The following is a 26,622-nucleotide window of genomic DNA, read 5'->3' on the forward strand; positions in this document are numbered from 1 at the left end:
GGGCGGCCGCTCGTTCGTCGACCCGGTATGAGCGACGTTTCCACACTGGTCGTCGACGGCGAGCTGATCCGCCCCGGCGACGACGCGTACGACACCCACCGCAACACCTACCAGCGTCAAGGCAGCCCGGCCGTGATCGTCCGGGCGCACAGCATCGACGACGTCCGCCGCGCCGTCGCCGCTGCCGGCGAGCACGATCTCCTGCTGTCGGTGCGCAGCGGCGGCCACGGCTTTCCCGGGTTCGCCACCAACGACGGCGGCCTCGTGCTCGACCTCGGCCCGCTCGACGGCGTCGAGGTCCTGGACGCGGACCGCCGGCTGGTCCGCATCGGTGCCGGGGCCCGCTGGGCCGCCGTCACCGAGGCGCTGAAACCGCACGGCCTGGTGATCTCCTCCGGCGACACCACCGAGGTCGGCGTCGGCGGGCTGATCCTCGGCGGCGGCATCGGCTGGATGGTGCGCCGGTTCGGCCTCACCATCGACTCCGTGGTGGCGGCCGAGGTCGTCACCGCCGACGGCCGGGTGCTGCGGGCCAGCGCCGCCGAGAACGCCGACCTGTTCTGGGCGCTGCGCGGCGGTGGCGGCGCCTTCGCCGTCGTCACGGCGTTCGAGGTGATCGCCCAGCCGGTGCCGGAGGTGTATTTCGGTCACATCGGCTACCCGCGCGGCGACGCGGCCACCGTCCTGCGCGGCTGGCGCGATGCCATGCGAGCGGCGCCGGACGAGCTGACGTCGATGGTGGTGCTGCTGCCGGACGGCTTCGCGCCGCAGTCGCTGGTGGTCGGCGTCTGCGTGGCGCACGGCGACGCCGCAGCGGCCGAGAACGTGGTCGAGCCGCTGCTCCAGCTCGGCGACGCGTCCGTGCTGGACCTGCGGGTACGGCCGTACGGCGAGATCCTCGCCCCGCCGCCCCCGGTGCCGCCGGGCGGAGCGCCGCCGCTGGCGCGCAACCGTCTGACCACCGACCTCAGCGACGAGCTGATCGACCGGTACCTGGCCGGGCTCACCGCCGGCCCGCCGGTGGTCGGCCAGGTGCGCGCGCTCGGCGGCGCTGTCGCCCGGGTGGCCGGCACCGAGACGGCGTTCGCCCACCGCGACAGCGAGGCCTTCTTGTCGGCCATCGCGCTGTCACCGGCGCCGGAGGCGCGCGCGGCGTTCGACGCCTACTGGGCGACGCTCGCCCCGCACACCCGCGGCGCGTACGGCAACCTGATGAGCTCGCTCGACCCGGCCGACGTGGCCGAGCTGTACCCGCCGGAGACCAGCCGCCGGCTGGCCGCGGTCAAGGCGAGCTACGACCCGGACCAGTTGTTCCGGCAGGCCTTCCCGGTCGCCTGACGAGTTACGGCGTGGCGGCGTCCTCGGCGGGCGCCGTCGCGTCGTCACCGGGCGTCGCGTCGTCGCCGGAGCCGGAGGTGCCGGCCTCGACGGCGTCGACCTGCTCCTGGGTGTACCCGCAGTAGTTGATCGCCTCGCGCTGCCAGTAGCTGACCAGCCGCGACTTGCCGGCGGCGTGGGCGTCGGCGACCGTGCCCTCGTAGATGCGCCCGTCCTGCGACTCGCGGTTGACGTCGGGCACCTCTTCGCAGACGTGGAAGACCGAGCCGGAGCGGGTCCAGTAGACGAGGTCCTCGCCGGTCAGCTGCTCGATGATGTTCGACTCCTCGGTGTACTGCTCGACCGAGGGCGAGTCGAAGTCGATGCCGAAGTACACGGCGACGGCGGCGACGGCCACCGCGATGCCGCCGGCGACGCCCTTCTGCTTGCCGTCCATGTCCTTGTTGGCGAAGATCAGCACGATCAGCGGCAGGAACGCGATGACGGTGATGATCGCGCCGAGCTGGTTCTGGACGAAGAACCGGGTGGGTTCGCTCTTCGACGCCGGATCGAGCCGGTTGGCCCGCTTCCACAGCAGCGACCCGCCGATGGCGAGCGCGCCGATCACGACGATCATGGCGATCAGCAGGACCATGTTGACGGGGTCCTGGCGCAGCACCCAGAAGATGGCGAACGCCTCGCCGGCGATGGCCAGCAGCCAGAGCCCGGCGGCGATCAGCCGGAACTTCGTGGCCTGCTGTTTCGCCTCAGGTGTGGGTGTCCAGGTGGGTCGGTCGTCAGAGTGCTCGGTCGTGGCTTCCGGGGCGGATTCGACCCGGACGACCTCCTTCTTCTTCCTGCTGCGTCCAGCCACGATGATCCTCCCGCGGTGAGATCGGCGGCACGAGCATAGGGGCAAGGCCCGATGCGCGCCTGTCGTAGCGGGAAAGTGTGCTCACCTGGTGATGCGCATGCGCACGAGGTCGGTGCGCTGGAACGACACGCCGTGGGCGACCGGCTCGCCCCGGCGGGCGAACGTGGTCTGGGTCGCCCGCAGCGCCGGCGCGCCGTCGGCGAGGTCGAGCGCGCGGGCGTCGTCACCGTGGACGCAGACCGCTTCCAGCTCCGTCGACGCGTGCATGGCGGCGCCCGCGGTGTGCCGGTTGAGCAGCTCGTACAGCGACGTCTCGATGCGCAGCATGGGGCTGGGGTCGAGCGGCCGGCCGAACAGCCGGGCCGGGACGATCTCGCTCATCAGCGCCGACGGGGCGCCGTCGACGGCGAACAGCCGGCGCACGTGCCACGCCTTCGCGCCGGGCTCGAGCTGCAGCGCCGCCGCCGCGGCGGCCGGCGACGGCATCAGCTCGCAGGACGCGTCCAGCAGCGTGACGACGCGGCCGCTGGCGCCGACGCGGTCGCGGTAGGACTCGATCGACGACATGTTCAGCGACGCCACCTTCGGCGGCTCGCTCACGAACGTGCCGGCGCCCCACTGGCGGGTGACGATGTCCTCGGCGGCCAGCACGACCAGCGCCTCGCGCACCGTCGTCCGCGACACCTCGAGCGTCTCGGCCAGCTCCTTCTCCGGCGGCAGCCGGTCACCGGGCGCGAACTCGGTCGCGATCAGGTGACGCAGCCGCAACAGGGCGCTCTGCGCCGCGGAGTCCCGCCTCATGATCGACTACCACCCTCGTGCGTGTTCATCGGCCGTCATCGGTGGAGCGCCACACCGCCTCCAGCACCCGCATGGTGTTGCCCCCGAGCACCTTCGCGATGTCCGCATCAGAGTAGCCGTGCTGGACCAGCCAGCCGGTGATGTTATGGAAGCTTTCGCCCGGATTCTCGACACCGGCGACGTAGTCGACCAGCGGGTGCTCGATGCGGTTCTCGTCCTTGTGCGCGTAGTTGCCCGCGTACGTCCGGTGCACCGCCACGTGGTCGCCGAACATGGTGTCCGGGCCGAACGTCACGTGGTCGACGCCGACGAGGTCGACGCAGTACTGGAAGTGGTCCATGAAGGACTCCAGCGAGTGCTCTGGGTGCGCCTCGGACAGCGTGGTGTGCGGCGCGGCCTCGATGCCGATGACCCCGCCGCGCTCCGCGCACGCCTTGATGGTCTCGTCGGTCTTCAGCCGCGGGATCGGCCAGACGGCGCGGGCGCCGGCGTGGGTGATCATCACCGGAACGGACGACGCCTCGATGACGTCGAGGCCGGTGCGGTCGCCGCAATGGGAGATGTCGATGGCCATGCCGAGCTTGTTCATCCGCTCGACGGCGCGCCGGCCGAAGTGCGTCAGGCCGGCGTCGGAGCGCTCGGACAGCCCGGACCCGAGCAGGTTGGCCTGGGAGTAGGCGATGCCCAGCTGGCGCACGCCGAACCCGTACAGCATGTCGATGCGGTCCAGCTCGTTCTCGATCATCGTGGCGCACTCGAGCCCGGCGATCAGCGCGACCCTGCCGGCCGCCTTGGCGTCGCGGATGTCCTGCACGGTGGTGGCGTGCACGACGAAGTCCTGCTTGGCGAGGTCGGCCAGCCGGAAGCCGAGCGCGTAGATCAGGTCGTCCCACTTCCAGCCGTGCTGGCTGGTGACGCAGGACGCACCGGCCATGAAGTTGTCGACCACCGCGGTCAGCCCGGAGTGCGCCAGGCCCTCGTAGCCGGTGCGCTGCCGGCCGGTGCGGTTGTAGCGGCGGATGTCGTCCGGGTCCTCCGGCAGCACGACGGCGTGCTCGTGCAGCGAGATCACGACGTTCTCGGCCAGCAGCCGGGCCACCCGGGCCCGCTCGTCCTCCGTCAGCCCGCCGTCATAGGCGGGGACGCGGCCGAGCTCGGCGGCCAGCCGGAAGTCCTGGTAGTCGGCGCCGGCCTTCAGGTACGAGTACGCGCGGTAGCCGTCGTACGCGGGGGCAGGGGAGGTGGTCACAGTGCTCCTCGTGGTCATGCGGTGGGGACAGGCATCGGGTGGTGGCAGGCGAACGCCTGACGGTGCCGGTCGTCGCCGGCGAGCAGCGGCTCGACGGTCGCGCACTCGTCCGTCGCCTTCCAGCAGCGGGTGCGGAACCGGCAGCCGGACGGCGGGTCCACCGGGCTCGGGGGGTCGCCCTCGAGCAGCCGGCGGGTGCGCCGGCCCCGCAGCTGCGGGTCCGGCATCGGCACGGCGGACAGCAGCGCCGACGTGTAGGGGTGCCGCGGAGCGTCGTAGACGTCGCGGCGCGCGCCCAGCTCGGCCAGCTTGCCGAGGTACATCACGCCGACGCGGTCGGAGATGTGCCGGACGACGGACAGGTCATGCGCGATGAACACGTAGGCCAGCCCGAGCTCGCGCTGCAGCCGCTGGAACAGGTTCACGACCTGCGCCTGGATCGACACGTCCAGGGCCGACACCGGCTCGTCGCAGACGATGACGTCGGGGGAGAGCGCGAGCGCGCGGGCGATGCCGATGCGCTGGCGCTGCCCGCCGGAGAACTGGAACGGGTACCGGTCGAGGTGGTCCGGGTCCAGGCCGACCAGCTCGACCAGTTCGGCGACGCGGGCCGCCTGCTGCTTGCGCGGCAGCAGGTCGCGGTGGATCTCGAACGGCTGGCGCAGCAGCTCGCGGACGGTGCGCCGCGGGTTCAGCGACGTGTACGGGTCCTGCAGCACGATCTGCACGCGGCGGCGCAGCTCCCGCGCCTCGCGGCCGCGGACGGCGTGGACGTCGGTGCCGCGGAACCGGACGACGCCGGACGTCGGCGTCTCCAGCCCGACGATCATCCGGGCCAGCGTGGACTTCCCGCAGCCGGACTCGCCGACGATGCCGAGCGTCTCGCCGGCGTGCAGCTGGAAGCTGACGCCGTCGACGGCGCGGACGGCCGGCGCCGGGCGTCCGGGCAGGACGGCGCGGCGACCGGCGAAGTGCCGGGTCAGGTTCTCGACCGAGAGCACCGGCTCAGACGCGGCCATGGAGCACCTCCTCGTGACGGTGGCAGGCGCTGGCCCGGCCGGCCGGGAGCACCTGCGTGAGGTCCGGGCGCGACGTCGTGCACAGGTCGATCGCGACGTCGCAGCGGTTCGCGAACGCGCACCCGGCGACGCGGCTGAGCACGGTGGGCGGCGAGCCCGGGATCGCCCACAGCGCCTCGTCCTCGCGGTCCAGCCGTGGGATCGAGTGCAGCAGGCCGCGGGTGTACGGGTGTGCGGGCTTGGCGAACACGTCGTCGACGCGGCCGCGCTCGACGATGCGTCCCGCGTACATGACCGCCAGCGTGTCGGCGGTCTCGGCGACGACGCCGAGGTCGTGGGTGATGAGGATCATCCCCATGCCGGTCTCGTCCTGCAGGTCCAGCAGCAGGTCCATGATCTGCGCCTGGACGGTGACGTCGAGCGCCGTGGTGGGCTCGTCGGCGATGAGGACCCGCGGCTCGAGTGCCAGCGCCATGGCGATCATCGCGCGCTGGCGCATGCCGCCGGAGAACTGGTGCGGGTACTCCTTGGCCCGCCGCTCTGCCGCCGGGATGCGCACCCGCGCCATCAGCTCGACGGCGCCGGCGGCGGCCTCGCGCCGGCTCAGCCCGCGCCGGGTGCGCAGCAGCTCGGCGATCTGCTCGCCGACGGAGAAGACCGGGTTGAGCGCGGACAGCGCGTCCTGGAAGACGATCGCGATCTGCTCGCCGCTGACCAGCCGCCGCTCCTCGGCGGACACCGTGACCAGGTCCTTGCCGTCGAACAGCACCTGGCCGCCGGTGATGCGCCCGGGCGCGTCGATCAGGCCCATGACGGAGCGTGCGGTGACGGACTTGCCGGAGCCGGACTCGCCCAGCACCGCCAGCGTGCGCCCGGCGTACACGTCGAGGCTGACGTTCTGCACGACCGGCCGGACGCCGTCGCGGGTGTCGAACTCGACGCTGAGGTCGCGCACGCTCAGGACCGGCGCGCCCTCGGCGGGCTTGCGCGGCGGGGCGACCATCGTCTCAGCCATGAGGGGTGACTCCCACGTCGCGCAGGAAGCCGCGCACCGTCGCCTGGAACAGCTCCGGCTCCTCCAGCTGCGGCGAGTGGCCGGAGTGCTCGAACACGACCAGCCGGCCGTCGGTGACGCTGCCGGCGATCAGCTCCGACGCCGGCACCGGCGTGCGCCAGTCGTGCCGCCCGACGGTGACCAGCACCGGGCAGGTGATCTCCGGCAGCCGCCCGGTGAGGTCGTACTTCGGCATGTTCACGCCGAACGCCGCGTTGTGCGTCGCGTAGTGGTACTGCGTGTTCGCCGCCTTTCGCTCGACCGCCGCGGGGTCGTACTTGTGGTCGTAGAGCGGCAGGATGGCCCGCCAGTACCGCTCGAACTCGGTGTTGTCGGCGAAGCCGCCGGTGCCGATGCGCTCGATCGCCCACGGGTCGATCGGGACGACGTCGAAGTCGCGGGCCCGCTCGACGGCCAGGTGGTCGTGCGAGGTGTCGGCGGCGGTGTCGCGCAGCACCAGCGCCCGGACCCGCTCCGGGTGCGCCAGCGTGTACTCCATCGCCAGGAAGCCGCCGTAGGAGCCGCCGGCCATGACGATGTCGCCGAGGTCGAGCCGGGTGCGGATCTCCTCGATGTCGGCCACCCACTGCTCGTGGCTGAACGGGCCGTCGTCGGAGGACGAGCCGGAGCCGCGCGCGTCGAACGTCACGATCCGGTAGGCGTCGGCGAACGGGCCGAACGAGCGCAGCGGCTCGGCCCGCGAGCCCAGGCCGGGCGCGCCGTGGTGGACGACGATCGCCGGCGCGTCCTGCGGCCCGAGCTCCTCGATGACGAGGCGCGCGCCGTTGATGGTCTCGGTGTGGAGGCGGGAGGTCGTCATGCCGGGATCACGTTCTCCTCGAGGGTGCGCGGGTAGGTGGTGAGCCGCTCAGGACCGTCGCCGGTGACCAGCACGGTGTCGGAGATGCGGTAGCCGCCGTGGCCGGGGACGTAGACGCCCGGCTCGCTGGACAGCACCATGCCGGCGGCCAGCGGGGTCGGGTCGCCGTCCTCGACCCACGGCGCCTCGTGCTGCTGCACGCCGATGCCGTGGCCCTGACGGTGCCGCAGGTACTCGCCCAGCCCGTCGTCGCGGATGACGCCCAGGCACTCGGCGTTGACGTCGGCGCAGGTGCGGCCCAGGCGCATGGCCTCGGTGCCGACGTGTTGCGCGGTGCGGGCGGTCTCGAAGTAGCGGCGCTGGTCCGCGCTCGGCTCGCCGATGACGAACGTCCGCTCGCTCTCGACGAACCGGCTCAGCACGGCCGCGCCGAGCGACAGGATCAGGGTGTCGCCGCGCTGGACCCGGCGGCTGCTGGGCAGGCCGTGCGGGTTGGCGGCATTGGGCCCGGCGTAGACCAGCCCGCCGGCCAGTTTCGTCGTGAACACCACGTGGTCGTAGCGCTGGTAGACGAGGTCGGTGCCGTGGCCGATCACGTGGCGGGCGATCTCGCCCTCGCGCGGCAGCTCGCCGCCCGCGGCGATGGCGTCCTCGATGTAGGCGCGGCCGGCGGCCAGCATGGAGTCGCAGATGTCCGCGGCCTGCCGGTGCAGCGCGATCTCCTCCGGCGCCTTGGTCAGCCGCAGCCCGGCGACGACGTCCGTCGTCGTCCAGGTGGCGTCCGGCAGCACACCGCGCAGCCGGTCGAACGTCCCGACCGAGATCGACGACGTGTAGGCGATGCGGGCGGAGCCGAGGCCGCGGTGGCGCAGCAGCCCGGCGAGGTGATCCTCGGGGCTGGTGACGCCGGGGTACTCGAAGTAGGTCTGGACGGGCGCGTGGATGCGCTGCTGCTCGGCGTACTCGCGGTCCAGCTCGGGCACGAGCACGAACCGGTCGTGGTCGGCGCCGATCCACAGGTACACCGGGCGCTCGGTCACCGCGTAGCAGAACCCCACGAGGTAGGCGACGTCGGCGGGGTGGGTCACCAGCAGGCCGTCGTGGCCGTCGGCGCCGAGCCGCTCGACCACGCGGTCGAGGGCACCGAGGTAGAACGAGTCGGGCAGGTGCACGGGTCACACTCCTCGGGTGCGCGGGTCGCGCGAGTCGTTGTAGCGGATGCCGGCGATGGTCGCGGCCAGCACGAGCAGCAGGATCGCCAGCGACGGGAACAGCGTCTGCCACCAGGCCGACGCGATGGTCCCGGAGCGCTGTGCGTTGAGCAGGATGCGGCCCCACGACCACGACGACGGGTCGCCCATGCCGAGGAAGGAGAGCCCGGCCTCGGCGATGACCGCGCGGGCCGCGGTGAGCAGCACGTTGACGACGACCAGCGGCATGACCGCCGGCAGGATCTCGCGGGAGATGATGCGCGACGCGCCGGCGCCGAGCACGCGGGCGCCGTCGATGTACGGCATCGCGGCGACGACCAGCCCGTTCGCCCGGATCATCCGGGTCACCTCGGGCCACGACAGCAGCCCGATGACGGTGATCAGCGTGACGACGCTCGGCCCGGCCAGCGCCGTCACCAGGATCATCAGCGGCAGCATCGGCAGCGACAGCATGACGTCGGTGGCGGTGGTGACGACCGGGTCCAGCCGCTTCACGTAGGCGGCGGCCAGGCCCAGCAGCGTGCCGATGCAGATCGCGATCAGCGACGCCACCGCACCCACCAGCAGGCTGATCCGGGTACCCCACACGACCTGGGCGAACACGTCCTGGCCGAGGTCGTCGGTGCCGAACCAGTGCGCCGCAGACGGCGGCTGCAGGATGTCGGTGCCCAGGCCGCTGGGGGAGTCCACGAACAACGGCCCGAAGATCGCGACCAGCGCGAACAGCGCCAGCACGCCCACCGACAGCCAGCCGGACGGCGCGGAGAAGAAGCCTCCGGAGCGACGGCGCCGGGTGCTGCTCAGCGCCGCCGCCTGGGGGTCGGCGACGAGGGACTGCGGCTCGGTGCTCATGTGCGGATCCTTGGGTTGAGAACCATCGAGAGCAGGTCGGTGAGCAGGTTGGCCAGCACCACCGTCACCGCGAGGATGACGAACGCGCCCTGCAGCACCGGGAAGTCCAGCTGCTGCACCGACTCGAAGATCAGCCGGCCGACGCCCGGATAGGCGAACACCGTCTCGGTCAGCACGGCGCCGCCGATGAGCGTGCCGAGCTGCAGGCCCATCAGCATCAGCGCCGGCAGCACCGCGTTGCGCAGCGCGTGCCGCCACACCACCCGGCGGTGAGTGAGGCCGCGCGAGCGGGCGCTGGTGATGTAGTCCTCACCGAGCACCTCGACCATGTTCGTCCGCAGTGTCAGCGCGTACGGCCCGAGCTGGACCAGCACCAGCGAGAACAGCGGCAGCGCCAGATGGTGCAGCAGCGAGCCGTACGCCGCCAGCCCGCGGGTGTCCGGGTCGATGGCCTGCCCGATCGGGAACCAGCCGAGGTTCGACCCGAACACCACCAGCAGCAGGATCGCGACGCTGGGGATGAACAGCGCGTTCGACGTGATGCCGAAGAACTGCACGGCGCGGTCGACCATGCCGCCGCGGCCGACGGCGGCCTTCACGCCCAGCGGGATGCCGATCAGCAGGGTCAGCACGAACGCCGAGCCGGCCAGCAGCAGCGTCCACGGCAGCCGGTTCAGCAGCAGCTCGCTGACCGGCACCAGCTGCCGGAACGAGACACCGAGATTGCCCTGGACCAGTTGGCCCAGGTAGAGCACGTACTGCTGGAGGATCGGCTTGTCGAGGCCGTACTGACTCCGGAGCGCGTCCTGCATCTCCGGAGTCATGTCGCCCTCCACCACCAGGAGGGTGGGGTCCGCCGGCAGCAGCCGCAGCAGGAAGAACGTCACCGTCACGGCGATCCAGATGGTCAGGATCGCGCGGAACAGCCGACTAGCGGCATACCTCAACACGGTGTGCTACCCACCCTCCCGGTGTGTGACCATGACACTCATTGGCGAGAGAAGCCGGTCAGTCGACCGTCGTGACCTGGGACAGCGAGTAGCCGGTGACCATGCCGAGCAGGTCCGACGGCGACGGGTCGAAGCCGGTGAACCGGTCGCCGCGGTACGCGAAGCGGAAGTTCTCCACGTACAGCGGGGTCAGCAGCGCCTGGTCGTGCACGTAGGCGTCGATGCCCTTGATCTTCTCCACGAACTGGTCCTGGTCGGCCGTCACCGCGGCGTCGTTCACCAGGGCGTCCAGCTCCGGGTCGGCGACCAGGTTGTAGTTGATCCCGCCCGGGTTGGACGACAGGTAGGTGCTGCGCAGCTGGTCCATCGGGTTGTCGAAGACACCCCACTGCGACAGGTCGATGTCGTACTCGCCGCCGCGGGTCCGGCTGAGGAACGTGTTCCGCTCGATGCAGGCGAGGTCGATCTGGATGCCCGCCTCGGCGGCGTCGTCGCGGACCACCTCGGCCACCCGGGTGAGGTTGGCGTTGGACTGGTCGCAGACCATCTCGAAGGCGAGGTCGTCGAGGATGCCGTCGCCGTTGGCGTCGGTGTAGCCGGCGCCCTCGAGCAGCGCGCGGGCGCCCTCGGGGTCGAACGGGTACGCCTCGAGGTCGGTGTTGTCGTAGTCGGCGAAGATCGGCGAGATCGGGCCGACCATCTCCTGGCCGTCGCCCTGCAGGATCGTCTCGATGATCGACTTGCTGTCGACGACCATCGACAGCGCCTGCCGCACCGCCTGGTCGGCCAGCACCGGGTTCTGCATGTTGTAGGTGAGGTGCGCGAAGCCGAGCGACCCGACCGTCTCGACCTCGATGTTCTCCTCGCCCTCCAGCGAGGCCACCGCGGACACCGGGACCGGCGTGCCCATGAGGTCGATGTCGCCGTTGCGCAGCGCCAGGATCATCGTGTTGACGTCGGGGTACACGACGTACTCGACGGTCTCGACGGCGGCGCCGCCCTCGGGGGCGTACGGGTAGTTCTCGTTCGCCTTCAGGGTGTAGCGCTGGCCCTTGGTGGCGGACTCGAGGATGTACGCGCCGGCGCCGACCCAGTCGGTGTCGTTGGCGAACTGCGAGACGTCGCCGACCTGGCTGAAGATGTGCTCGGGCACGACCCGCATCCAGAACCCGAGGCCCTCGGCGAACGGGGCGTACGGCTCGCTCAGCGTGAACGCGACCGTCTGGTCGTCGCGCACCTCGATGCCGGTGACCCAGGTCAGCTTCGCCGCGACGTTGCCCAGCTGGTAGTCCATGATCGCCTGGGCGGTGAACGCGACGTCCTTCGCCGTCACCGGCGTGCCGTCGGACCACTCGAAGTCGTCACGCAGGTGGAACACGACGACGCTGCCGTCGGCCTCGGTGGTGTACTCCTCGGCCAGCTCCGGCACCTTCTGCGCGTTCTCGTCGATGCGCAGCAGCGTCGGGTAGGTGGCGTTGAGGATCCAGCTGTCCGTCTTCGACAGCGACTGCAGCGGGTTGAAGTTCTCCATGTCCGTCGTGGTGCCGATGCGCAGCGTGGCGCCCCCGGCCTGCTCGCCCGAACCGTCGTTCGAGCCGCCGGCGGACTCGCCGCCGCCCTCGTTGAGCGAGCAGCCCGCGGTCGCGACGAGTGCCGCGACGGCGAGCGCCGCGCCGGCCTTGCGGATGTGTCCGATCGTGCCCTTCACCAGACCTCCTTGAGTACGCGCAGGATGTTCAGACCGATGACCTTGCTGATGTCGTCGTCGGACCAGTCGTGCTTGACCAGCCAGCCGACGATGTTGGTGAAGTTCTCCGCCGGGTTCTCGACGCCGGCGACGTACGGGACCCGCGGGTGGTCCACGTGCCCGTGCGCGCCGGCGATGCTGAGGTGCCCGGTGAACGAGTCGTGCAGCCCGACGTGGTCGCCGAAGTTGGTGTCGGGCCCGAACGCGACGTGGTCGATGCCGACCAGGTCGACGCAGTACTGGAAGTGGTCCATGACCGACTCCAGCGAGTGCTCCGGGTGCTGCTCGGACAGCGTCGTGTGCGGCGCCGCCTCGATGCCGATGACGCCGCCCCGCTCGGCGCAGGCGACGATGACGTCGTCGGGCTTCATCCGGTTGGTCGGCCAGACCGTGCGTGCGCCGGCGTGGGTGATGAACACCGGCACCGACGAGCGCTCGATGACGTCGCGGCTGGTGCGGTCCGACGAGTGCGAGATGTCGATGGCGATGCCGAGCGTGTTCATCCGCTCGACGGCGCGGCCGCCGAACAGCGTGAGCCCGCCGTCCTGCGGCTCGGCCAGCCCGGAGCCGAGCTGGTTGGCCATCGAGTAGGCGATGCCCGTCTGCCGCACGCCGAGCCCGTAGAGGATGTCGAGGCGGTCCAGCTCGTTCTCGATCGCGGTCGCGGCCTCGAGCCCGGCGACCATCGCGATGCGCCCCTCGGCCTTCGCCTTCTCCAGGTCCGCGACGGTGCGCGCGAGGACGACGTGGTCCTGCTGCGCGACGTCGGCGAAGCGCAGGCCGAGGTCGAAGACGACGTCGTTCCACTTCCAGCCGTGCTCGGACGTCACGGTGTTGGTGCCGTTCATGAAGTTGTCGAAGAACGCGGTCATGCCCGACCGGGCGATCCCCTCGAACCCGAACGCGTTGCGGCCGGTGCCGTTGTACTCCTTCAGCAGCGTCGGGTCCGTCGTGAGGATCTTCGGGTGCTCGTGCAGGGAGATGACGTGCTCACGGCCGAGGATCTCCGTCACCCGCCGCGTCTGCTCCTCGTCCAGCCCGAGGTCGTACGCCGGTACCCGGCCGATCTCCTGGGCGAGGTCGAAGACGCGGAAGTCGGTGTGCGGTTCGAGGTAGTCGAAACTGCGGTAGCCCCGGTAGCGCACGCCTGGTTTCTGCATCGGCTTCTCCAAGTGGTCCAACCTCTATTGAGGGCACACCATAACGAGAGGTTGGACCTCTTGAGTCGTACTGGCCGTGCCGCAACGATCTCGGCGGTGCATTCCATGAGTAGGGTCGCCCGCCTTGAGCTGTGGGTTCGTCGTTTCTGGGCATGATCGACACGCTGCGTCACGTCCTGGAATCGTTACCCGTCCGAAATGTTGGCCCACAATTTGGACACTTTTCGGAGTTGTCGATCATTGGGGCGGTCCGGGCGTCTACCGGCCGGTAGTTCACCGGCTGGTCACCTGCTGTCGTCGCGGGCACCAGGCGCCGGTCACGTGGGCCGGGCACGGTGGCGGACGGTTTCGTGCCGTTCGCGCCGTCCGTCCCGAGGAGTCGCAGGTGTCGCTCTCCGCCCGATCCGTCCCCGTCCCGTTGGTCGCCGCCCTGGTGCTGGCCGTCTCGGCGGTCGCGTTACCGGCGCGGGCGGAGGAGGACCGGCCGACCTACCTGGACCGCACCTGGTACACCGGCGAGTTCCACGCGCACACCGAGGTCAGCGACGGCGTCGAGACGCCGCGCGACGCGTTCGAGCACGTCGCCGCGGCCGGCGCCGCCGACTTCTTCACCGTGTCCGAGCACGACGTGCTCTACGACCGGCGCAACAGCGACGACTTCACCACCGACTGGCGTGACGCCGTGTCCGACGAGTGGCGCTACCTGCACGAGGAGTCCGACGCGTTCAACGCCGAGCAGGACGACCTGGTGACGCTCCCGGCCGAGGAGATCACCTGGTACGACACCTCCGGCCACATGAACCTGTTCAACACCGACTGGTTCACGACGGCGCGCAGCGAGGGCGACTCGCTGTCGTTCGGCGCCGCCACCGGCGACCTCAAGTACGACCTGCCGACGTTCTACGCCCGGCTGAAGCAGGACCCCGAGGCGATCGCCCAGTTCAACCACCCGGACCCGGCCGGCAAGGGCGACTTCGCCGCGTTCGCGCACCTGGACCCGGAGGTCGACGAGCGCATCGACCTCATCGAGGTGAAGAACGCGACCAACTTGGCCCAGTTCCAGATCGCGCTGGACCGGGGCTGGCACCTGGCGCCGGTGTGGAACGGCGACGAGCACGGCGCGAACTGGGTGACCGGCGACGAGTCGATCACCGGGGTCTGGGCCGCGGAGAAGAGCCGCGACGGCGTCTACCGGGCGATGCGCGAGCGCAGCATGTACTCGACCCAGGACCAGAACACCGTGCTGGAGTTCGGCGCGAACGGGCGCCTGATGGGCTCGATCCTGCCCGCGGACACCGGCTCGGTGGCGCTGGACATCGGCCTCACCGACCCCGACGGCGCCGACGCGTTCACGTCCGTGCAGGTGCGCACGAACGGCGGCGCGGTGGCGTACGAGGCGCCCGCGGTGTCCGGCCGAGAGGTGCGGGTGACGCCGGAGCTGCCGGCCGCCGACGGGGACTTCTTCTACGTCGTCGCCACGCAGGCCGACGGCGACGTCGTCGTGTCCGCGCCGGTGTGGGTCGGCGCCACGACCCGCGGCGCCGACTACGCGCCGGTCGTCGAGGTCGACCCGGCCGCGCCGGCGACCGTGGCCTACGGCGACACCGTCGCGCTGCCCGCGGTGACCGCGACCGACGACAGCGGCGAAACGCCCGCCGTCACGTACGAGGTGTGGGACGACAACGGCGTGGTGCCGGTCGCGGGCGGCGCGTTCACCGTGCGCGGCTACTCCGACCACGTCGTCGTCGTGAAGGCCACCGACGCCGCGGGCAACGTGGGCGCGGAGCTGCTGCGCCTCCAGGTCGACCAGGACGGCGCCGACCCGGCCGGGGTGTTCCAGTTCTTCGGCAGCGTCGCGGCCGTCGGCGCCGAGCCCGGGACCGCCGGCGTCAGCGTCACCACCGACGCCACCGTCGACCGCGTGTATGCGCAGGTCCGCCCGGCCGGCCACCGCACGTGGCGCAGCGCCCCGGTGCTGACGTCCACCGGCGACACGACGTACGAGCTGAACACCATCGGCAAGCCCGGCGAGATCTACCAGGACACCGTCACCGGCCAGCCGCTGCGCAGCCACGAGTTCGCGCTGACCGGGCTGCGCGACACCACCCGCTACGAGTACCGCTTCGGCGTCGCGGTGGACGGAGCGGCGCCGCGGGCGACCGACGAGGCCGCGTGGTCGGACGTGCGCGGCTCGTTCGTCGCCGGCGGGAAGCAGAACCGGCCGATCTACCTGCTCGGCTCCGGGCTCTGGGGCGGCACGCTGGACGCGATCCGCACGCAGGTGCCCGGCGGCGACACCGTGGTGCAGACCGGCGACCTGGTGGCGAGCGGCGTGCACCGCGAGTACTGGGAGGACGTCTTCGACCACGTCTACGCCGGGCTGGACCTGCAGGTCGCGCCGGTCGTGGGCGACGCCGAGAGCGACGGCGACCTGGAGTACAACCTGGTCTCGCCGGACCGCAACGCGATCACGTCCAGCATGTACGCGCTGCCCGGCGGCGGCCCGGCCGGCGAGACCACCTACTCGTTCGACCGCGGCGACGTGCACATCGCCGTCCTCAACACCACCCAGGACCTCGACGCGCAGCTGGACTGGCTGGTCGAGGACATCCACGCCGCCGACGAGCCGTGGAACGTCGTCGTCGGGCACGAGTCGTTCTTCGGGTCCGCGGGGACGCCCGGCCCGGGCCAGAACGCGCGGCGGCAGCAGGTCGCGGAGCTGCTCGGCCGGCTCGGCGTCGACCTCTACGTGGGCGGTCACGACGAGGTCTGGTCGCGTACCGAGGTGGACGGCGTCACGTTCGTCACGCTCGGCTCCGCCGAGGCCCAGCAGGGCACCGCGCTGCAGGTGACCCGGCGCGGCCTGGAGCTGTCGACGTACGCGGCGGACGGCCGGCTGGTCGACCAGGCCGTGCTGGCTCGGCCGTCGGGGTCGTGGGACGTCAGCCACGCGGCGCTCGACGGGGTCGGCCTGATCAGCCACCCGGGCGCGCCGCGCACGGTCACCGTCGAGGCGGTCCGCTCGGGCCCGGGCGGTGAGGTGCTGGACACCCGGCTGGAGGAGGTGGACCTCGACGAGCGCGGCGCCGAGCAGTGGGTCGCGTTCGACCCGCCGCTGACCGCGGGCGCGCACGACACCGTGCGGGTGCACTTCTGGGACAGCCCGCGCAAGCGCGAGGAGCTGCGTCCGGCGGTGGTCCTGCAGGAGGGGCTGGCCGGTTCGGGGACCGCCGACGACCCGTACCTGCTGGACTCCGCCGACGACCTCGCCAAGATCGGGACCGACCCGGCCGCGTCGTACCGGCTGACCACCGACCTCGACCTCACCGGCGTCGTCGCGCGGGTCGAGGCGTTCTCCGGCGACCTGGACGGCGACGGCCACACGCTGACCGGGCTCACCAGCACGACCGGCGGGCTGATCGGCGGCAACGCCGGCACCGTGCACGACCTCGCGATCACCGGAGCCGACGTCGCGGCGGCGACCGCGCGGGGCGGCGTCCTGGCCGACACCAACACCGGCACCGTCGAGCGCGTCTACACGACCGGGCTGGTCACGGCCGGTTCACGGGCCGGCGGCATCGTCGGCGACAACGCGGGCGTGCTGCGCGACGCTTACTCGACGGCGCGCGTGCAGAGCTACGGCACCGAGGCCGGCGGCGTCGTGGGCGTCGCGCTGGCGGGGTCGACGACGGAGCGCGTCTACGCGGCCGGGCCGGTGGGCGCGTCGACCCGCAACGCCGGCGGCCTCGCGGGCTACGGCTACACCGGCACCGTGCTGCGCGACTCCGTCGCCCTGAACCCGTCGGTGACCGCGCCGAGCTGGGCGCACCGGGTGCTCGGCCGGGTGCTGGCGGGCAACACCGCGTCGTTGTCGAACAACTGGGCGGCCGAGCGGGTCGTCGCCGACGTGCCCGCCGTGCTCGACCCGCCGGCCGCGGACAACGTCGCCGGCGCCACGGCGACGGCCGCGCAGGCGCAGGACCCGGCGTTCTTCCGCGACACGCTCGGCTGGGACCTCGACGCCGTCTGGGCCTGGTCCGATGAGGGGCGCCGGCCGGTGCTGCGGTCGGTGCCGGAGGACGTGCCGCCGGGCACGGGGGAGCCGGGGACGCCGTCGCTGCCGCGCGACACCGACGGCGCGTACCTGGTGTCGTCCGCCGCGGACCTCGGGCAGCTCACCGCGTTCCCTGCGGCGGCGTTCCGGCTGGCCGCGGATCTCGACCTCAGCGGCCGTCCCGGGCTCGCCGTCGCACGGACCGGGTTCTCCGGCTCGCTCGACGGCGCCGGCCACCGGCTGACCGGCTTCACGTCGTCGTCGGGCGGGCTGTTCCCGCTGATCGCCGCCGGCGGCCGCGTGCACGACCTGGCCGTCGACGGCGCGGCGGTCGAGACCGCGGGCGCGAACGTCGGGATCCTGGCCGACACCAGCCGCGGCGTCGTCGAGCGCGTGACGACGTCGGGCCTGATGGTCGGCGCCTCGACCGTCGGCGGCGTCGTCGGGTACTCGTACGGGCAGCTGCGCGACAGCTACTCGACCGCCTCCGTCTACGCCGTCGCCGGGCGCCAGGCCGGTGGGGTGGCCGGCATCACCGGCGCCGGCTCGCTGACCGAGCGCACCTACGCCACCGGCCACGTCGAGGTCGTCGGCAACGCGAACGCGGGCGGGATCAGCGGCTACGCCTACACCGGGACCACTCTGCGCGACAGCATGGCGCTCAACGCCCGCGTCGTCGCCACCGGCTACGCCCACCGCGTCGTCGCCCGCGTGCTGGCCGGGAACACCGCGACGCTGATCGGCAACGCCGCGGCGGAGACGGTGGACGCGCGCACGCAGTCGGTGCCGGCGACCGGGCCGGACACCCTGAACGGCGCCACCCGCACCGCCGCCGAGGCCGCCACCCAGGCGACGTACGCCGCCATGGGATGGGACTTCGGCTCGGTCTGGACCTTCTCCGCGGAGCTGGGGCGGCCCGTGCTCCAGGTGGTGGACGCCGCAGGATAGCGGCTGCTGGCGCGGCCTTCCCGGCGGCCGCCGTGGTGGCTTCGGCCGCCTGCGCCCACCAGGGGAGGGGCCTGGTTTTGTACGATGGCCAGCCGAGGTGATGCACGTGGTGGCCGATGCCGAAGCGGGCCCGGTCCGGGCGCCGCTGAGCCGCGACCGCGTCCTCCGGGCAGCGGTGCGCATGGCCGACGACGCGGGGCTGGGGGCGCTGACCATGCGGCGGCTGGCCGAGGTGCTGGGCGCCGAGGCGATGTCGCTGTACTACCACGTGGCCAACAAGGACGAGGTCCTCGACGGCATCGCCGACGTCGTCGCGCGGGAGATCAACGAGGCGGTCGACGCGCTGGAGCTGCGGTCGGACGGTGCGCGGTGGAAGGACGCCGTCAGGTGCCGCATCCTCACCGCCCGCCAGGTGCTGCTGCGCCACCCGTGGGCGCCGTCGGTGCTCGAGACGCGCGCGGCGATGAGCCCCGAGATCCTGCGCTACCACGACCGCCTGCTCGGCCTCATGCGCGACGGCGGGTTCTCCTACGACCTCGGCCACCACGCGCTGCACGCGCTGGGCAGCCGGGCGCTCGGCTTCAGCCAGGAACTGTTCGACCCGGGTGACGGCGCCGCCGCGCCCGAGGAGCTGGCCGGGCTGGCCGAGCAGCTGCCGCACCTGGCCGGCATGCTGGCCGAGGTCGCGCACGACGACCCCGGCTCCACGCTGGGCTGGTGCGACGACCAGGCCGAGTTCGAGTTCGGCCTCGACCTCGTCCTCGACGGCCTCGACCGGCTGCGCGACCGATAGGGATCACGAGTCGATGAGCCCACTCTCTCCAGGCCGCCGCCGTCGTGGGGCCGCCGGTGTCGTCCTGCTCGTGTCCGCCGCCCTGCTCGTCGGCTGTGCGTCCGCGGGCCCGACGATTGCAGTGGGCGACACCGCCTTCTCCGCCGGCACCGACCTGCTGGACGAGCGGGTGGCGGTGCGGATGCCCGACGGCGTCTACCTCGTCGAGGCGCTCGGAGTGCGGGAGAAGGCGTTCGTCGACGGCGAGACCGTCCGCGCGCCGGGTGGCGCCGTGCTCGTCGAGGTCTCGGTGTCGGACGGCGGCTATGCCGGCGACTGGGCGCCGGGCCGCACCGAGGCGATGCTGCGGGCGGGCGACACCGAGGTCCCGGTCGAGCTCGATCCCGCGGCCGTGGGGACGCAGGTCGCCGTCCTGCCCGGCGACGGCGGCGACGCCGAGCTGGTGCTCAGCTTCGAGGGTCGTGCCGCGGTGGTCGCGGTGGCGACGGCGGAGCTCGTCGGCGAGGCTCCCTTCACCGAGACCGTCCCCTGGACCGCGACCCTGGACGCGGTGATCGAGCCGCCGGCGGGCTGGTACGCGATGGTGCAGGCGGCGGTCCTGGCCGAGCTGCGTCTGGTCGGGTACCTGCCCGAGCGAGGCTGGGCGCCCGAGGGCGAGGTGTGGGTCGCGGGCCGCCTGGTGACACGTCCCGGCAGCATCCTCCCCGTCGGCGACGACGCCCACGACGGCGTGCCGGTGGCGGGCGCCGTCGTGGCCGCGAGCGTTCTCGTCGACGACGTGGAGTACCCGTTGGAGCTCGTCGCCGACGAGAACGCCGGCGGCGGCGATGCGTCCCTGGTGATCGGCACGGTGCCCGCCGGCACCGAAGCCGTGCGGCTGCGCGCCGGGCACCGTCTCACCGCCGAGGGCGAGCTGGTGCTCGTCCAGGACGGGACCGTCACCGGTCCGCTCGTGACGCTCGAGCGGATCTAGCGCCCTTCTCTGCTGCGCCGGGTCTTTACAGCCTTACGCCGTACGGTTACCTTACGACGTAAGAATCGCTGGCCAGGAGGGTGCGATGAAGGCGTACGTCATGCGCTCGTACGGTTCCCCGGCCGCACTCGAGCTGGTGGACGTCCCGACGCCGGTGCCGGGCGACGACGAGGTGCTGGTCCGGGTCCGCGCCACCTCGGCGCAGCCGTACGACTGGCACCACGTCCGGGGCGAGCCGCGGCTGTCCCGCCTCCTGCCGGGGACGCTCGGGCTGCGCCAGCCGGGCATCGAGATCCTCGGCGCCGACGTCGCCGGCGAGGTCGCCGCCGTCGGCCGGGACGTCACCGGCTTCGCCTCCGGCGACGGCGTGTTCGCGCTGGTCGCGGGCGGCGGCTTCGGCGAGTACACGTGCGTGAAGGCGGCCGACCTCGCGCCGCTGCCGGGCCGGCTCTCGTACGAGCAGGCAGCCGCGGTCCCGCTGGCGGCCCTGACGGCGCTGCTGGCGGTCCGCGACGACGGCGAGGTGCGGGCCGGCCGGCGGGTGCTGGTCAACGGCGCGTCGGGCGGGGTCGGCACGTTCGCCGTCCAGCTGGCCGTCGCGATGGGCGCCGAGGTCACCGGCGTGTGCGGCGGCCGCAGCGCCGCGCTCGTCCGCGGTCTCGGCGCCACCGACGTCATCGACCGCACGGCCGGCGACGTCACCCGCGGCGGGCGCACGTTCGACGTCGTCGTCGACACCGCGGGCGGGCACTCGGCGTGGGCGTTCCGGCGGATCCTCGCGCGCGACGGCACGCTGGTCGTCGTCGGCGGGCCCGCCGGGCGGTGGGTGCAGCCGGCCGGGCACACGTTCGGCGCGCTCCTCCTGAACCCGTTCGTGCCGCAGCGGATGATGATGACCGACGTCGTCGGCAGCGGGAACCGGCGGGCGAACCTGCTGGCGCTGACGCAGTACCTCGACGACGGCCGGGTGGTCCCCGTCATCGACCGCAGCTACCCGTTCGCCGAGCTGCCCGAGGCGCTGCGGTACTCCGAGGAGGGCCGGGCCCGCGGGAAGATCGTCGTGGTCTTCTGAGCCCTCACCTGGTGCTGACCCGCGGCGGTCCCGTCCGCCTCCGACGCCGGCCGGGCGCTGCTCGCGGCGCCGCCGGGCGGCGACGTCACGCCCTGAGGCGCTCGCGGGCCCGCACCACCAGCTCCTTCGGGTCGTCGGCGTAGAAGCGCAGCTCGGTGAAGGTCACCGGGCCGTCGAGCAACTGGACCGTCACCGGCTCGAACAGCACGAGATGCACGTTGAGCTGGCTCGACACCGCCACCTGCAGCACGTTGCCGTCGTCGCCGTCGGCCACCTGGACGGTCTTCGACTCCGGCAGGGTGCGCTTCTGGATGCGGATCGCGTCGATGTCGGCCCAGCGCAGCGCGACGTCGACGGTGGAGCCGTTGCGCACCCACAGCCCGGTCGGGCCGACGGCGTGCGGGTGCACGCGCAGCGCGGCGGCGTAGCCGATCATCCAGACCAGCCCCCAGATGCCGATGACCAGCGCGATGATCTGCACGATCGGCCACGGGATGATGAGGTGGACGACCACGACCTCGATGGCCGAGCCGATGATGAACACCCAGATGATCAGCGAGACCGGCTCGTAGTAGCCGAACGGCGTGGCGCCTGGTTCCGGCACCCGCGGCCGTCGCGCCAGCCAGATGTAGAGACTGCGCCACACGCCCGACTCGAAGGCGGCCGCCTTCTGGAAGAGGGTGGCGCCGCCGGCCGGCTTGGTCGTCTCGGTCATCGTCCGCCCTCGTTCCCGGCGTCGCCGCCCTCGCGCGTGGCGTCGACGGACAGGCCGTGCGCCTTCAGCCGCGCGAGCACGTCGTCGAGCCCTTCGACCAGCGCGGCCACGCGGTCGTCGGGCATGTCGGCGAAGAGGATGCGGGCGAACTCGTGCTGGTCGCGCTCCATGGCGGCGGTCAGGGCGGCGCCCTGCTCGGTGAACGTGACCAGGGTCGCCCGGCGGTCGGTGGGGTGCGGCTCGCGGGTGACGAGGCCCGTGGCGACCAGCGCGTCGACCAGCCCGGTGATGTTGCGCGGGCTGACCCGCAGCGCGTCGGCGAGCACGCGCTGCGTCGACGGGCCGCGGTGGTGCACCTCCCAGAGCAGGTGCGCGCGGGCGTCGGTGAGGCCCTGCGCGGACAGCGTGCGGGTCATGTCGTCGCTGACCACGATGACCAGCTCGAGGATGCGCCCGAGCGCCTCGGTGTGTTTCGGCGGGGTCGTCATGTCGTGATGCACCTTCACTATGTCGGTGGTTCACAGGATAGCGCACGGGCCGGAGGCGCGACCAAAACGACCGAAAGTAGCGAGCGAAGAAAGGCCGGAAAAAGGTGTGACAGACGTCACCGCGACAGGAGGTTTGACGGCCGCGGAAAAGGGTCCGGGCAAAGAAAGGGCCACCCTGCCAATTTGGGGGGCAAAACGGCAGGGCGGCTCTGAAACAACAGTAACCCATCGACCCCGTTTTGCGCATCTGGATCCAGAAAAACCTGCCGGCGCGTCACCGACCAGCGGATCTTCCAGGCGCCAGGGTGGTGGCGGACGGTCCGCCGGGCGGCCGAGTGTCAGGTGCGGCGCAGCTGCGCGAACGCGGTGGCCAGCGTCGCGACTCCGTCCGCGACTGCGCGTTCGTTCAGTGCGGAATATCCGAAGATCAGTCCACCCCGCTCGGCCGGAGAAAGGCGGTACGGCGTGACGCCATTCACGCGCACGCCCTGCCGGGCCGCGGCGGCCACCAGCGCCGCCTCGTCGACGTCGTCCGGCAACCAGGCCACCAGGTGCAGCCCCGCCGAGATGCCCGCGGGCTCCAGCTCCGGCAACCGGGCCGCCAGCGCCGCCAGCAGGGCGTCGCGACGCTGCCGGTACACCGGCCGCATGCGGCGCAGGTGCCGGTCGAACTCGCCGTGCGCGAGGAAGTCGGCGAAGGCCAGCTGGTCGAGCACCGGCGAGCCGCGGTCGGCCAGCAGCTTCGCCTCGGCGACGTCGTCGACCCACGGGCGCGGCAGCACCAGCCAGCCCAGCCGCAGGCCCGGCGCCAGCGTCTTGCTGGCCGTCCCGGAGTAGGCCACGAGCTCCGGCGCCAGCCCCTGCATCGCCCCCACCGGCAGGCGGTCGTAGCGGTACTCGGCGTCGTAGTCGTCCTCGATCACCAGCGCGCCGCGCTCGTCCGCCCACCGCAGCACCTCGGCCCGGCGGGGCGCGGACAGGACCGCGCCGGTCGGCCACTGGTGCGTCGGCGTCAGCACCAGCGCGTCGGCGTCGAGGCCGGCCAGCAGGTCGGTGCGCAGGCCGTCGCCGTCGACCGGCACCCCGACGACGTCCAGGCCCAGCCGCCCGGCCAGCGGCCGCAGGTCGTCGTCGGCGGACGGGTCCTCGACGGCGATGCGGCGCGCGCCGCGGGCGGCCAGCACCTGCGCCAGCAGCGCGATGCCCTGCGCGTACCCGTTGCTGACGACGATGGTGCCGGGGAACGCCGCGGTGCCGCGGACGCGGTTGAGATAGTCGGCCAGCGCCTCGTGCAGTTCAGGCACGCCGCGGCCGGTCAGGTACCCGAACCGCTCGTTCGGCGCCTGCGTGAACGCCCGCCGGACCGAGCGCAGCCACGCCGCGCGCGGGAAGTTCGAGACGTCGTAGCGGCCGTAGCCGAAGTCGACGGCCGGCGCGGGCGGCTGCGGCCGGGTGGACGGCGCGGGCTGCGCCGCCGGCGCGGCGGCGACCTCGGTGTACCCGCCGGTCCGGCTGGTGAGGTAACCCTCGGCCACCAGCTGCTGGTAGGCCTCGACGACGACACCGCGGGACACGCCCAGCTCATCGGCGAGGCGGCGGGTGGGCGGGAGGGTGGTGCCGCGGCGCAGCCGCCCGGACCGGACGCCGTCGCGCACGGCCGCCGCGAGCTGCCGGTGCAGCGGTTCGCCGCCCTCGCGGTCGAGCGTGACCAGCAGGCTCTCGCCGGTGGAATTGGTCCGGGGTCCGGCCATGTCATTGGACCTTATCGCGCGGCTGGTCCGGCTGTGATGCTCGGCGCATGACGACAGCACAGCTTCGCGAACGGCTCGGCGACCGCCTGGTCCTGCCGGGCGACGGGCAGTACGACCGCATCCGCTCGGTCTGGAACGCCATGGTCGACCGCCGGCCGCGGATGATCGTCCGCTGCGCCGACGCGGACGACGTCGCCGCCGCGGTCCGGCTCGGCCGCGAGCTGGGCCTGGAGATCGGCGTGCGCTGCGGCGGGCACAGCGTGCTGGGCCTGTCGGTGCCCGCGGACGGCCTGATGATCGACCTCACGCCGATGGGCGCGGTCACCGTCGACCCGGCCACGCGGCGGGCCCGCGTCGAGGGCGGCGCGCTGCTCGGCGCGCTCGACGTCGAGGCGCAGCGGCACGGCCTGGCCACCACCGCCGGCAACGTCTCGCACACCGGCGTCGGCGGGCTCACGCTCGGCGGCGGCATGGGCTGGCTGGCCCGCCAGTACGGCCTGAGCTGCGACAACGTCGTCTCCTATGAGCTGGTGACGGCCGACGGCGACCGGCTGCGGGTCAGCCGCGACGAGCACCCGGAGCTGTTCTGGGCGCTGCGCGGCGGCGGCGGCAACTTCGGCATCGTCACCGAGTTCGAGTTCCAGCTGCACGCCACCGGCATCCGCGCCTACGTCGCCGAGCTGACCTACCCGCTGGAGCAGGCCGCCGCGGTGCTGCGCGGCTGGCGCGACCTCAGCGCCGACGCGCCTCGTCAGGCCACCTTCGCCGCGTCGATGGGCCGCGGGCTGGTCACCGTCGGGTACGTGTGGGCCGGCGCGACGGAGCGGGCGGCCGACCTGCTGCCGCCGCTGCGCTCGCTCGGCGTGCCCGTGACGGAGAACGTCGGCGAGCTGTCCTACCTCGAGCTGCAGACGCGCGAGGACTCGCCGGAGGGCCACGCGTACCGCCGCTACTGGAAGGGCCACTACGTGCGCGGCCTGCCGGACGAGGCGATCGACGCGATGGTCGAGCACGGCGACGCCGAGATGGGCGTCAGCCTGCAGGCCTACGGCGGCGCCATCGCCGACGTCCCCGACGACGACTCCGCGTTCAGCCAGCGCGACGCCGTCTTCGAGTACGTCGCCGCCGCCCGGTGGGACGACGCCGCCGAGGACGCCGAGCGCATGGCCGTCGCGCGCCGGACCGCCACCGCGATCGCGCCCTACTCCAGCGGCGCCTACGTCAACGCGCTCAGCGACGAGGGCGCCGACGGCGTGCGCCGCGCGTACCGTCCGGCCAAGCTGGACCGGCTCACCGCCGTGAAGACCGCCTACGACCCCGAGAACGTGTTCCACCTCAACCACAACATCGTCCCAGCTGGACACTAGTGTCCGGGGCCGGTGCCATCATGCCCTGTGCCCAACGACGAGCGGACCCTGGCGCAGTCCGCCTACACCGACATCCGCGCGCTGATCGTGGGCGGTGAGCTGCCGCCCGGCACGAAACTGATCGTGCGGTTGCTGTCCGAGCGGCTCGGTCTGTCGGCCACGCCGATCAAGTCCGCGCTGGCCGCCCTCGAGCGCGACGGCTTCCTCGTCGCCGTCCCGAACCGCGGCTTCTACGTGCCGCAGGTGGGGCTGCAGGACCTGCTGGAGATCTACGAACTGCGCGAGATGCTCGACGGCATCGCGGCGCGGCGGGCGGCCCGCGCGCCGTCCGCCGCCGAGTTCGTCCGCACCGTCCTCGGCCCGCTGCTGGCACGGCAGCGCGAGTGCGACGGCGACCTCGCCGGCCTGCGCGACCTCGATGTCGAGTTCCACCGGGCCATCTGGCGCAGGTCCGGCAACGCCCGGCTGGCCAGGGTCACGGAGAACCTGTCCGGGCAGCTGCGGCTCGCGTGGTCCGGCCGGACGTCCGGCGGCATCGTGCGCACGCTGCGCGAGCACGAGGCGATCATGGCCGCCATCGCCGCCGGCGACCCCGTTCGAGCCGAGCGGGTGTCGCGGGCACACGTCCGCCACTCCGTCGCGGCCTACGAGCGGGCGCTGGTCAGCCCGGACGGTGCCCGATGAGCAGGTCGCGCGGCGCGTCGTCCGGGCCGTCGCGGCGGGTCAGCACCATCGGCTCGAACCCGGCGGCGGCCAGCAGCCGGTGCCACACGTCGCGGCCGAACAGCCCGATCCGGTGCGTCTCGTGCACGGTCTCGGTGCTGCCGTCCTTCTCGCGCAGCAGCAGCACGTACTCCGTGCGCACCCAGGTGTCGTCCGGGTCCGGGTCCCACGTCCAGCCGAGGAACCGCGCGCCGCGCCCGTCGTCGCCGTCGCCGCCGCCGTGCTCGGTGCGCTCCGCGAACGTCTCCGTCGTGTGGTCCGGCACGAACACCGCGGCGCCGCCCGGCCGGCAGTGCGCGAACGCCGTCGCGATCGTGGCGGCGAGGTCGCGCTCGGTGAGCAGGTAGCCGACGGCGTCGTGCACGAACACCGCGTCGAACGCTCGGCCCAGGCGCAGGTCGCGCATGTCGCCCTCGACGTGCTCGCACTCGGGGTTCAGCGCGCGCGACACCGCCAGCATGCGCGGCGACAGGTCGGCCAGCGTCAGCGTGAACCGGCGCTTCAGGTGGACGGCGTTGTGCCCGCCGCCGCTGCCCAGCTCGAGCACCTCGCGCACCGGGAGGTCGGCGGAGTCGAGCGCGGACGCGACGACGGCGGCCTCGTCGGCGTAGTCGTCCGGCGGTGAGATCAGCGGCCACCACTCGGCGAGATCACCGTAGAACCGGTAGTCCTCGGTCATGGCCG

The 26,622-nt window shown here is 72.6% G+C and carries 22 protein-coding genes; 7 read left to right on the top strand and 15 right to left on the bottom strand.

Annotated features, from left to right (window positions below; all coding sequences use genetic code 11):
• Positions 1-27: 27 nt before the first annotated feature.
• A complete protein-coding gene (locus tag BLV02_RS28795) occupies positions 28-1,338 on the top strand; it encodes an FAD-binding oxidoreductase (protein WP_069115386.1) in 1,311 nt (436 codons plus the stop codon).
• Between the two features lie 4 nt (positions 1,339-1,342).
• Here BLV02_RS28795 and BLV02_RS28800 read toward each other — a convergent pair whose 3' ends face one another.
• The 11 genes from BLV02_RS28800 to BLV02_RS28850 all read right to left on the bottom strand — a co-directional run bounded on the left by BLV02_RS28800 (position 1,343) and on the right by BLV02_RS28850 (position 13,054).
• On the bottom strand, positions 1,343-2,191 hold the full coding sequence (locus BLV02_RS28800; RefSeq protein WP_069115385.1) for a hypothetical protein: 849 nt from the start codon (positions 2,189-2,191) through the stop codon (positions 1,343-1,345).
• A gap of 81 nt (positions 2,192-2,272) precedes the next feature.
• On the bottom strand, positions 2,273-2,992 hold the full coding sequence (locus tag BLV02_RS28805) for a GntR family transcriptional regulator (protein ID WP_069115384.1): 720 nt from the start codon (positions 2,990-2,992) through the stop codon (positions 2,273-2,275).
• Between the two features lie 25 nt (positions 2,993-3,017).
• The gene (locus tag BLV02_RS28810) at positions 3,018-4,241 is read right to left on the bottom strand and encodes a dipeptidase (protein WP_216094639.1); all 1,224 of its coding nucleotides are present in this window, start codon (positions 4,239-4,241) and stop codon (positions 3,018-3,020) included.
• 14 nt (positions 4,242-4,255) lie between these two features.
• Positions 4,256-5,260 carry an ABC transporter ATP-binding protein gene (locus BLV02_RS28815; RefSeq protein WP_069115382.1) on the bottom strand — a complete coding sequence of 335 codons (1,005 nt, stop codon included), beginning with the start codon at positions 5,258-5,260 and terminating at the stop codon, positions 4,256-4,258.
• Entirely contained in the window at positions 5,247-6,275 is a 1,029-nt protein-coding gene (locus BLV02_RS28820; RefSeq protein ID WP_141711905.1) for an ABC transporter ATP-binding protein, read from the bottom strand. The genes BLV02_RS28815 and BLV02_RS28820 overlap by 14 nt, the downstream gene beginning before the upstream one ends.
• Positions 6,268-7,134: an alpha/beta fold hydrolase gene (locus BLV02_RS28825; RefSeq protein ID WP_069115381.1), complete on the bottom strand. Its 867-nt coding sequence runs from the start codon at positions 7,132-7,134 to the stop codon at positions 6,268-6,270. Before BLV02_RS28825 ends, BLV02_RS28820 begins: the two co-directional genes overlap by 8 nt.
• Positions 7,131-8,306, bottom strand: coding sequence for a M24 family metallopeptidase (locus tag BLV02_RS28830; protein ID WP_083289304.1), 1,176 nt, complete (start codon positions 8,304-8,306; stop codon positions 7,131-7,133). Before BLV02_RS28830 ends, BLV02_RS28825 begins: the two co-directional genes overlap by 4 nt.
• Positions 8,307-8,309: 3 nt before the next feature.
• Complete coding sequence (locus BLV02_RS28835) at positions 8,310-9,197, bottom strand: ABC transporter permease (protein WP_069115380.1); 888 nt, start codon at positions 9,195-9,197, stop codon at positions 8,310-8,312.
• Entirely contained in the window at positions 9,194-10,147 is a 954-nt protein-coding gene (locus BLV02_RS28840) for an ABC transporter permease (RefSeq protein WP_069115379.1), read from the bottom strand. The genes BLV02_RS28835 and BLV02_RS28840 overlap by 4 nt, the downstream gene beginning before the upstream one ends.
• 58 nt (positions 10,148-10,205) lie before the next feature.
• Positions 10,206-11,855 (bottom strand): ABC transporter substrate-binding protein, encoded by a 1,650-nt coding sequence (locus BLV02_RS28845; protein WP_216094638.1) that lies wholly within the window; start codon positions 11,853-11,855, stop codon positions 10,206-10,208.
• The gene (locus BLV02_RS28850; protein ID WP_069115378.1) at positions 11,852-13,054 is read right to left on the bottom strand and encodes a dipeptidase; all 1,203 of its coding nucleotides are present in this window, start codon (positions 13,052-13,054) and stop codon (positions 11,852-11,854) included. Before BLV02_RS28850 ends, BLV02_RS28845 begins: the two co-directional genes overlap by 4 nt.
• Before the next feature lie 385 nt (positions 13,055-13,439).
• Here BLV02_RS28850 and BLV02_RS28855 point away from each other — a divergent pair, with 385 nt between their 5' ends.
• The 4 genes from BLV02_RS28855 to BLV02_RS28870 all read left to right on the top strand — a co-directional run bounded on the left by BLV02_RS28855 (position 13,440) and on the right by BLV02_RS28870 (position 20,894).
• Positions 13,440-18,056: a CehA/McbA family metallohydrolase gene (locus BLV02_RS28855; RefSeq protein ID WP_069115377.1), complete on the top strand. Its 4,617-nt coding sequence runs from the start codon at positions 13,440-13,442 to the stop codon at positions 18,054-18,056.
• Positions 18,057-18,156: 100 nt separating this feature from the next.
• The gene (locus BLV02_RS28860; RefSeq protein WP_069115376.1) at positions 18,157-18,849 is read left to right on the top strand and encodes a TetR/AcrR family transcriptional regulator C-terminal domain-containing protein; all 693 of its coding nucleotides are present in this window, start codon (positions 18,157-18,159) and stop codon (positions 18,847-18,849) included.
• Between the two features lie 13 nt (positions 18,850-18,862).
• The gene (locus tag BLV02_RS28865; RefSeq protein ID WP_141711904.1) at positions 18,863-19,822 is read left to right on the top strand and encodes a hypothetical protein; all 960 of its coding nucleotides are present in this window, start codon (positions 18,863-18,865) and stop codon (positions 19,820-19,822) included.
• 85 nt (positions 19,823-19,907) lie between these two features.
• Positions 19,908-20,894 carry an NAD(P)-dependent alcohol dehydrogenase gene (locus tag BLV02_RS28870; protein WP_069115374.1) on the top strand — a complete coding sequence of 329 codons (987 nt, stop codon included), beginning with the start codon at positions 19,908-19,910 and terminating at the stop codon, positions 20,892-20,894.
• Between the two features lie 85 nt (positions 20,895-20,979).
• Here BLV02_RS28870 and BLV02_RS28875 read toward each other — a convergent pair whose 3' ends face one another.
• The 3 genes from BLV02_RS28875 to pdxR form a co-directional block, all read right to left on the bottom strand.
• Positions 20,980-21,609 (bottom strand): hypothetical protein, encoded by a 630-nt coding sequence (locus tag BLV02_RS28875; protein WP_069115373.1) that lies wholly within the window; start codon positions 21,607-21,609, stop codon positions 20,980-20,982.
• Positions 21,606-22,097, bottom strand: a complete 492-nt coding sequence (locus tag BLV02_RS28880) for a MarR family winged helix-turn-helix transcriptional regulator (protein WP_069115416.1) — start codon at positions 22,095-22,097, stop codon at positions 21,606-21,608. The genes BLV02_RS28875 and BLV02_RS28880 overlap by 4 nt, the downstream gene beginning before the upstream one ends.
• Before the next feature lie 338 nt (positions 22,098-22,435).
• Positions 22,436-23,848 carry a MocR-like pyridoxine biosynthesis transcription factor PdxR gene (gene pdxR, locus BLV02_RS28885; RefSeq protein WP_069115372.1) on the bottom strand — a complete coding sequence of 471 codons (1,413 nt, stop codon included), beginning with the start codon at positions 23,846-23,848 and terminating at the stop codon, positions 22,436-22,438.
• A 47-nt stretch (positions 23,849-23,895) separates the two neighbouring features.
• On the opposite strand from pdxR, the gene BLV02_RS28890 reads away from it, so the two are divergent.
• Together BLV02_RS28890 and BLV02_RS28895 are read left to right on the top strand one after the other, a co-directional pair.
• A complete protein-coding gene (locus BLV02_RS28890) occupies positions 23,896-25,215 on the top strand; it encodes an FAD-binding oxidoreductase (protein WP_069115371.1) in 1,320 nt (439 codons plus the stop codon).
• 27 nt (positions 25,216-25,242) lie between these two features.
• A complete protein-coding gene (locus BLV02_RS28895; protein WP_069115370.1) occupies positions 25,243-25,899 on the top strand; it encodes a GntR family transcriptional regulator in 657 nt (218 codons plus the stop codon).
• Here BLV02_RS28895 and BLV02_RS28900 read toward each other — a convergent pair.
• Complete coding sequence (locus BLV02_RS28900; protein WP_069115369.1) at positions 25,877-26,617, bottom strand: class I SAM-dependent methyltransferase; 741 nt, start codon at positions 26,615-26,617, stop codon at positions 25,877-25,879. The genes BLV02_RS28895 and BLV02_RS28900 overlap by 23 nt on opposite strands.
• Between the last annotated feature and the right edge of the window lie 5 nt (positions 26,618-26,622).

Origin of the sequence: Jiangella alba (genome assembly GCF_900106035.1) — a bacterium.
GTDB classification, from domain to species: Bacteria; Actinomycetota; Actinomycetes; order Jiangellales; family Jiangellaceae; genus Jiangella; species Jiangella alba.

Excerpts from the sequence above, each read along its gene's own strand:
- BLV02_RS28815 (WP_069115382.1), bottom strand. The coding sequence starts at position 5,260 with ATGGCCGCGTCTGAGCCGGTGCTCTCGGTCGAGAACCTGACCCGGCAC.
- BLV02_RS28820 (WP_141711905.1), bottom strand. The coding sequence starts at position 6,275 with ATGGCTGAGACGATGGTCGCCCCGCCGCGCAAGCCCGCCGAGGGCGCG.
- BLV02_RS28870 (WP_069115374.1), top strand. The coding sequence starts at position 19,908 with ATGAAGGCGTACGTCATGCGCTCGTACGGTTCCCCGGCCGCACTCGAG.
- pdxR (WP_069115372.1), bottom strand. The coding sequence starts at position 23,848 with ATGGCCGGACCCCGGACCAATTCCACCGGCGAGAGCCTGCTGGTCACG.
- BLV02_RS28890 (WP_069115371.1), top strand. The coding sequence starts at position 23,896 with ATGACGACAGCACAGCTTCGCGAACGGCTCGGCGACCGCCTGGTCCTG.
- BLV02_RS28795 (WP_069115386.1), top strand. The coding sequence starts at position 28 with ATGAGCGACGTTTCCACACTGGTCGTCGACGGCGAGCTGATCCGCCCC.
- BLV02_RS28865 (WP_141711904.1), top strand. The coding sequence starts at position 18,863 with ATGAGCCCACTCTCTCCAGGCCGCCGCCGTCGTGGGGCCGCCGGTGTC.
- BLV02_RS28860 (WP_069115376.1), top strand. The coding sequence starts at position 18,157 with ATGCACGTGGTGGCCGATGCCGAAGCGGGCCCGGTCCGGGCGCCGCTG.
- BLV02_RS28805 (WP_069115384.1), bottom strand. The coding sequence starts at position 2,992 with ATGAGGCGGGACTCCGCGGCGCAGAGCGCCCTGTTGCGGCTGCGTCAC.
- BLV02_RS28900 (WP_069115369.1), bottom strand. The coding sequence starts at position 26,617 with ATGACCGAGGACTACCGGTTCTACGGTGATCTCGCCGAGTGGTGGCCG.
- BLV02_RS28880 (WP_069115416.1), bottom strand. The coding sequence starts at position 22,097 with ATGACGACCCCGCCGAAACACACCGAGGCGCTCGGGCGCATCCTCGAG.
- BLV02_RS28850 (WP_069115378.1), bottom strand. The coding sequence starts at position 13,054 with ATGCAGAAACCAGGCGTGCGCTACCGGGGCTACCGCAGTTTCGACTAC.
- BLV02_RS28875 (WP_069115373.1), bottom strand. The coding sequence starts at position 21,609 with ATGACCGAGACGACCAAGCCGGCCGGCGGCGCCACCCTCTTCCAGAAG.
- BLV02_RS28835 (WP_069115380.1), bottom strand. The coding sequence starts at position 9,197 with ATGAGCACCGAGCCGCAGTCCCTCGTCGCCGACCCCCAGGCGGCGGCG.
- BLV02_RS28825 (WP_069115381.1), bottom strand. The coding sequence starts at position 7,134 with ATGACGACCTCCCGCCTCCACACCGAGACCATCAACGGCGCGCGCCTC.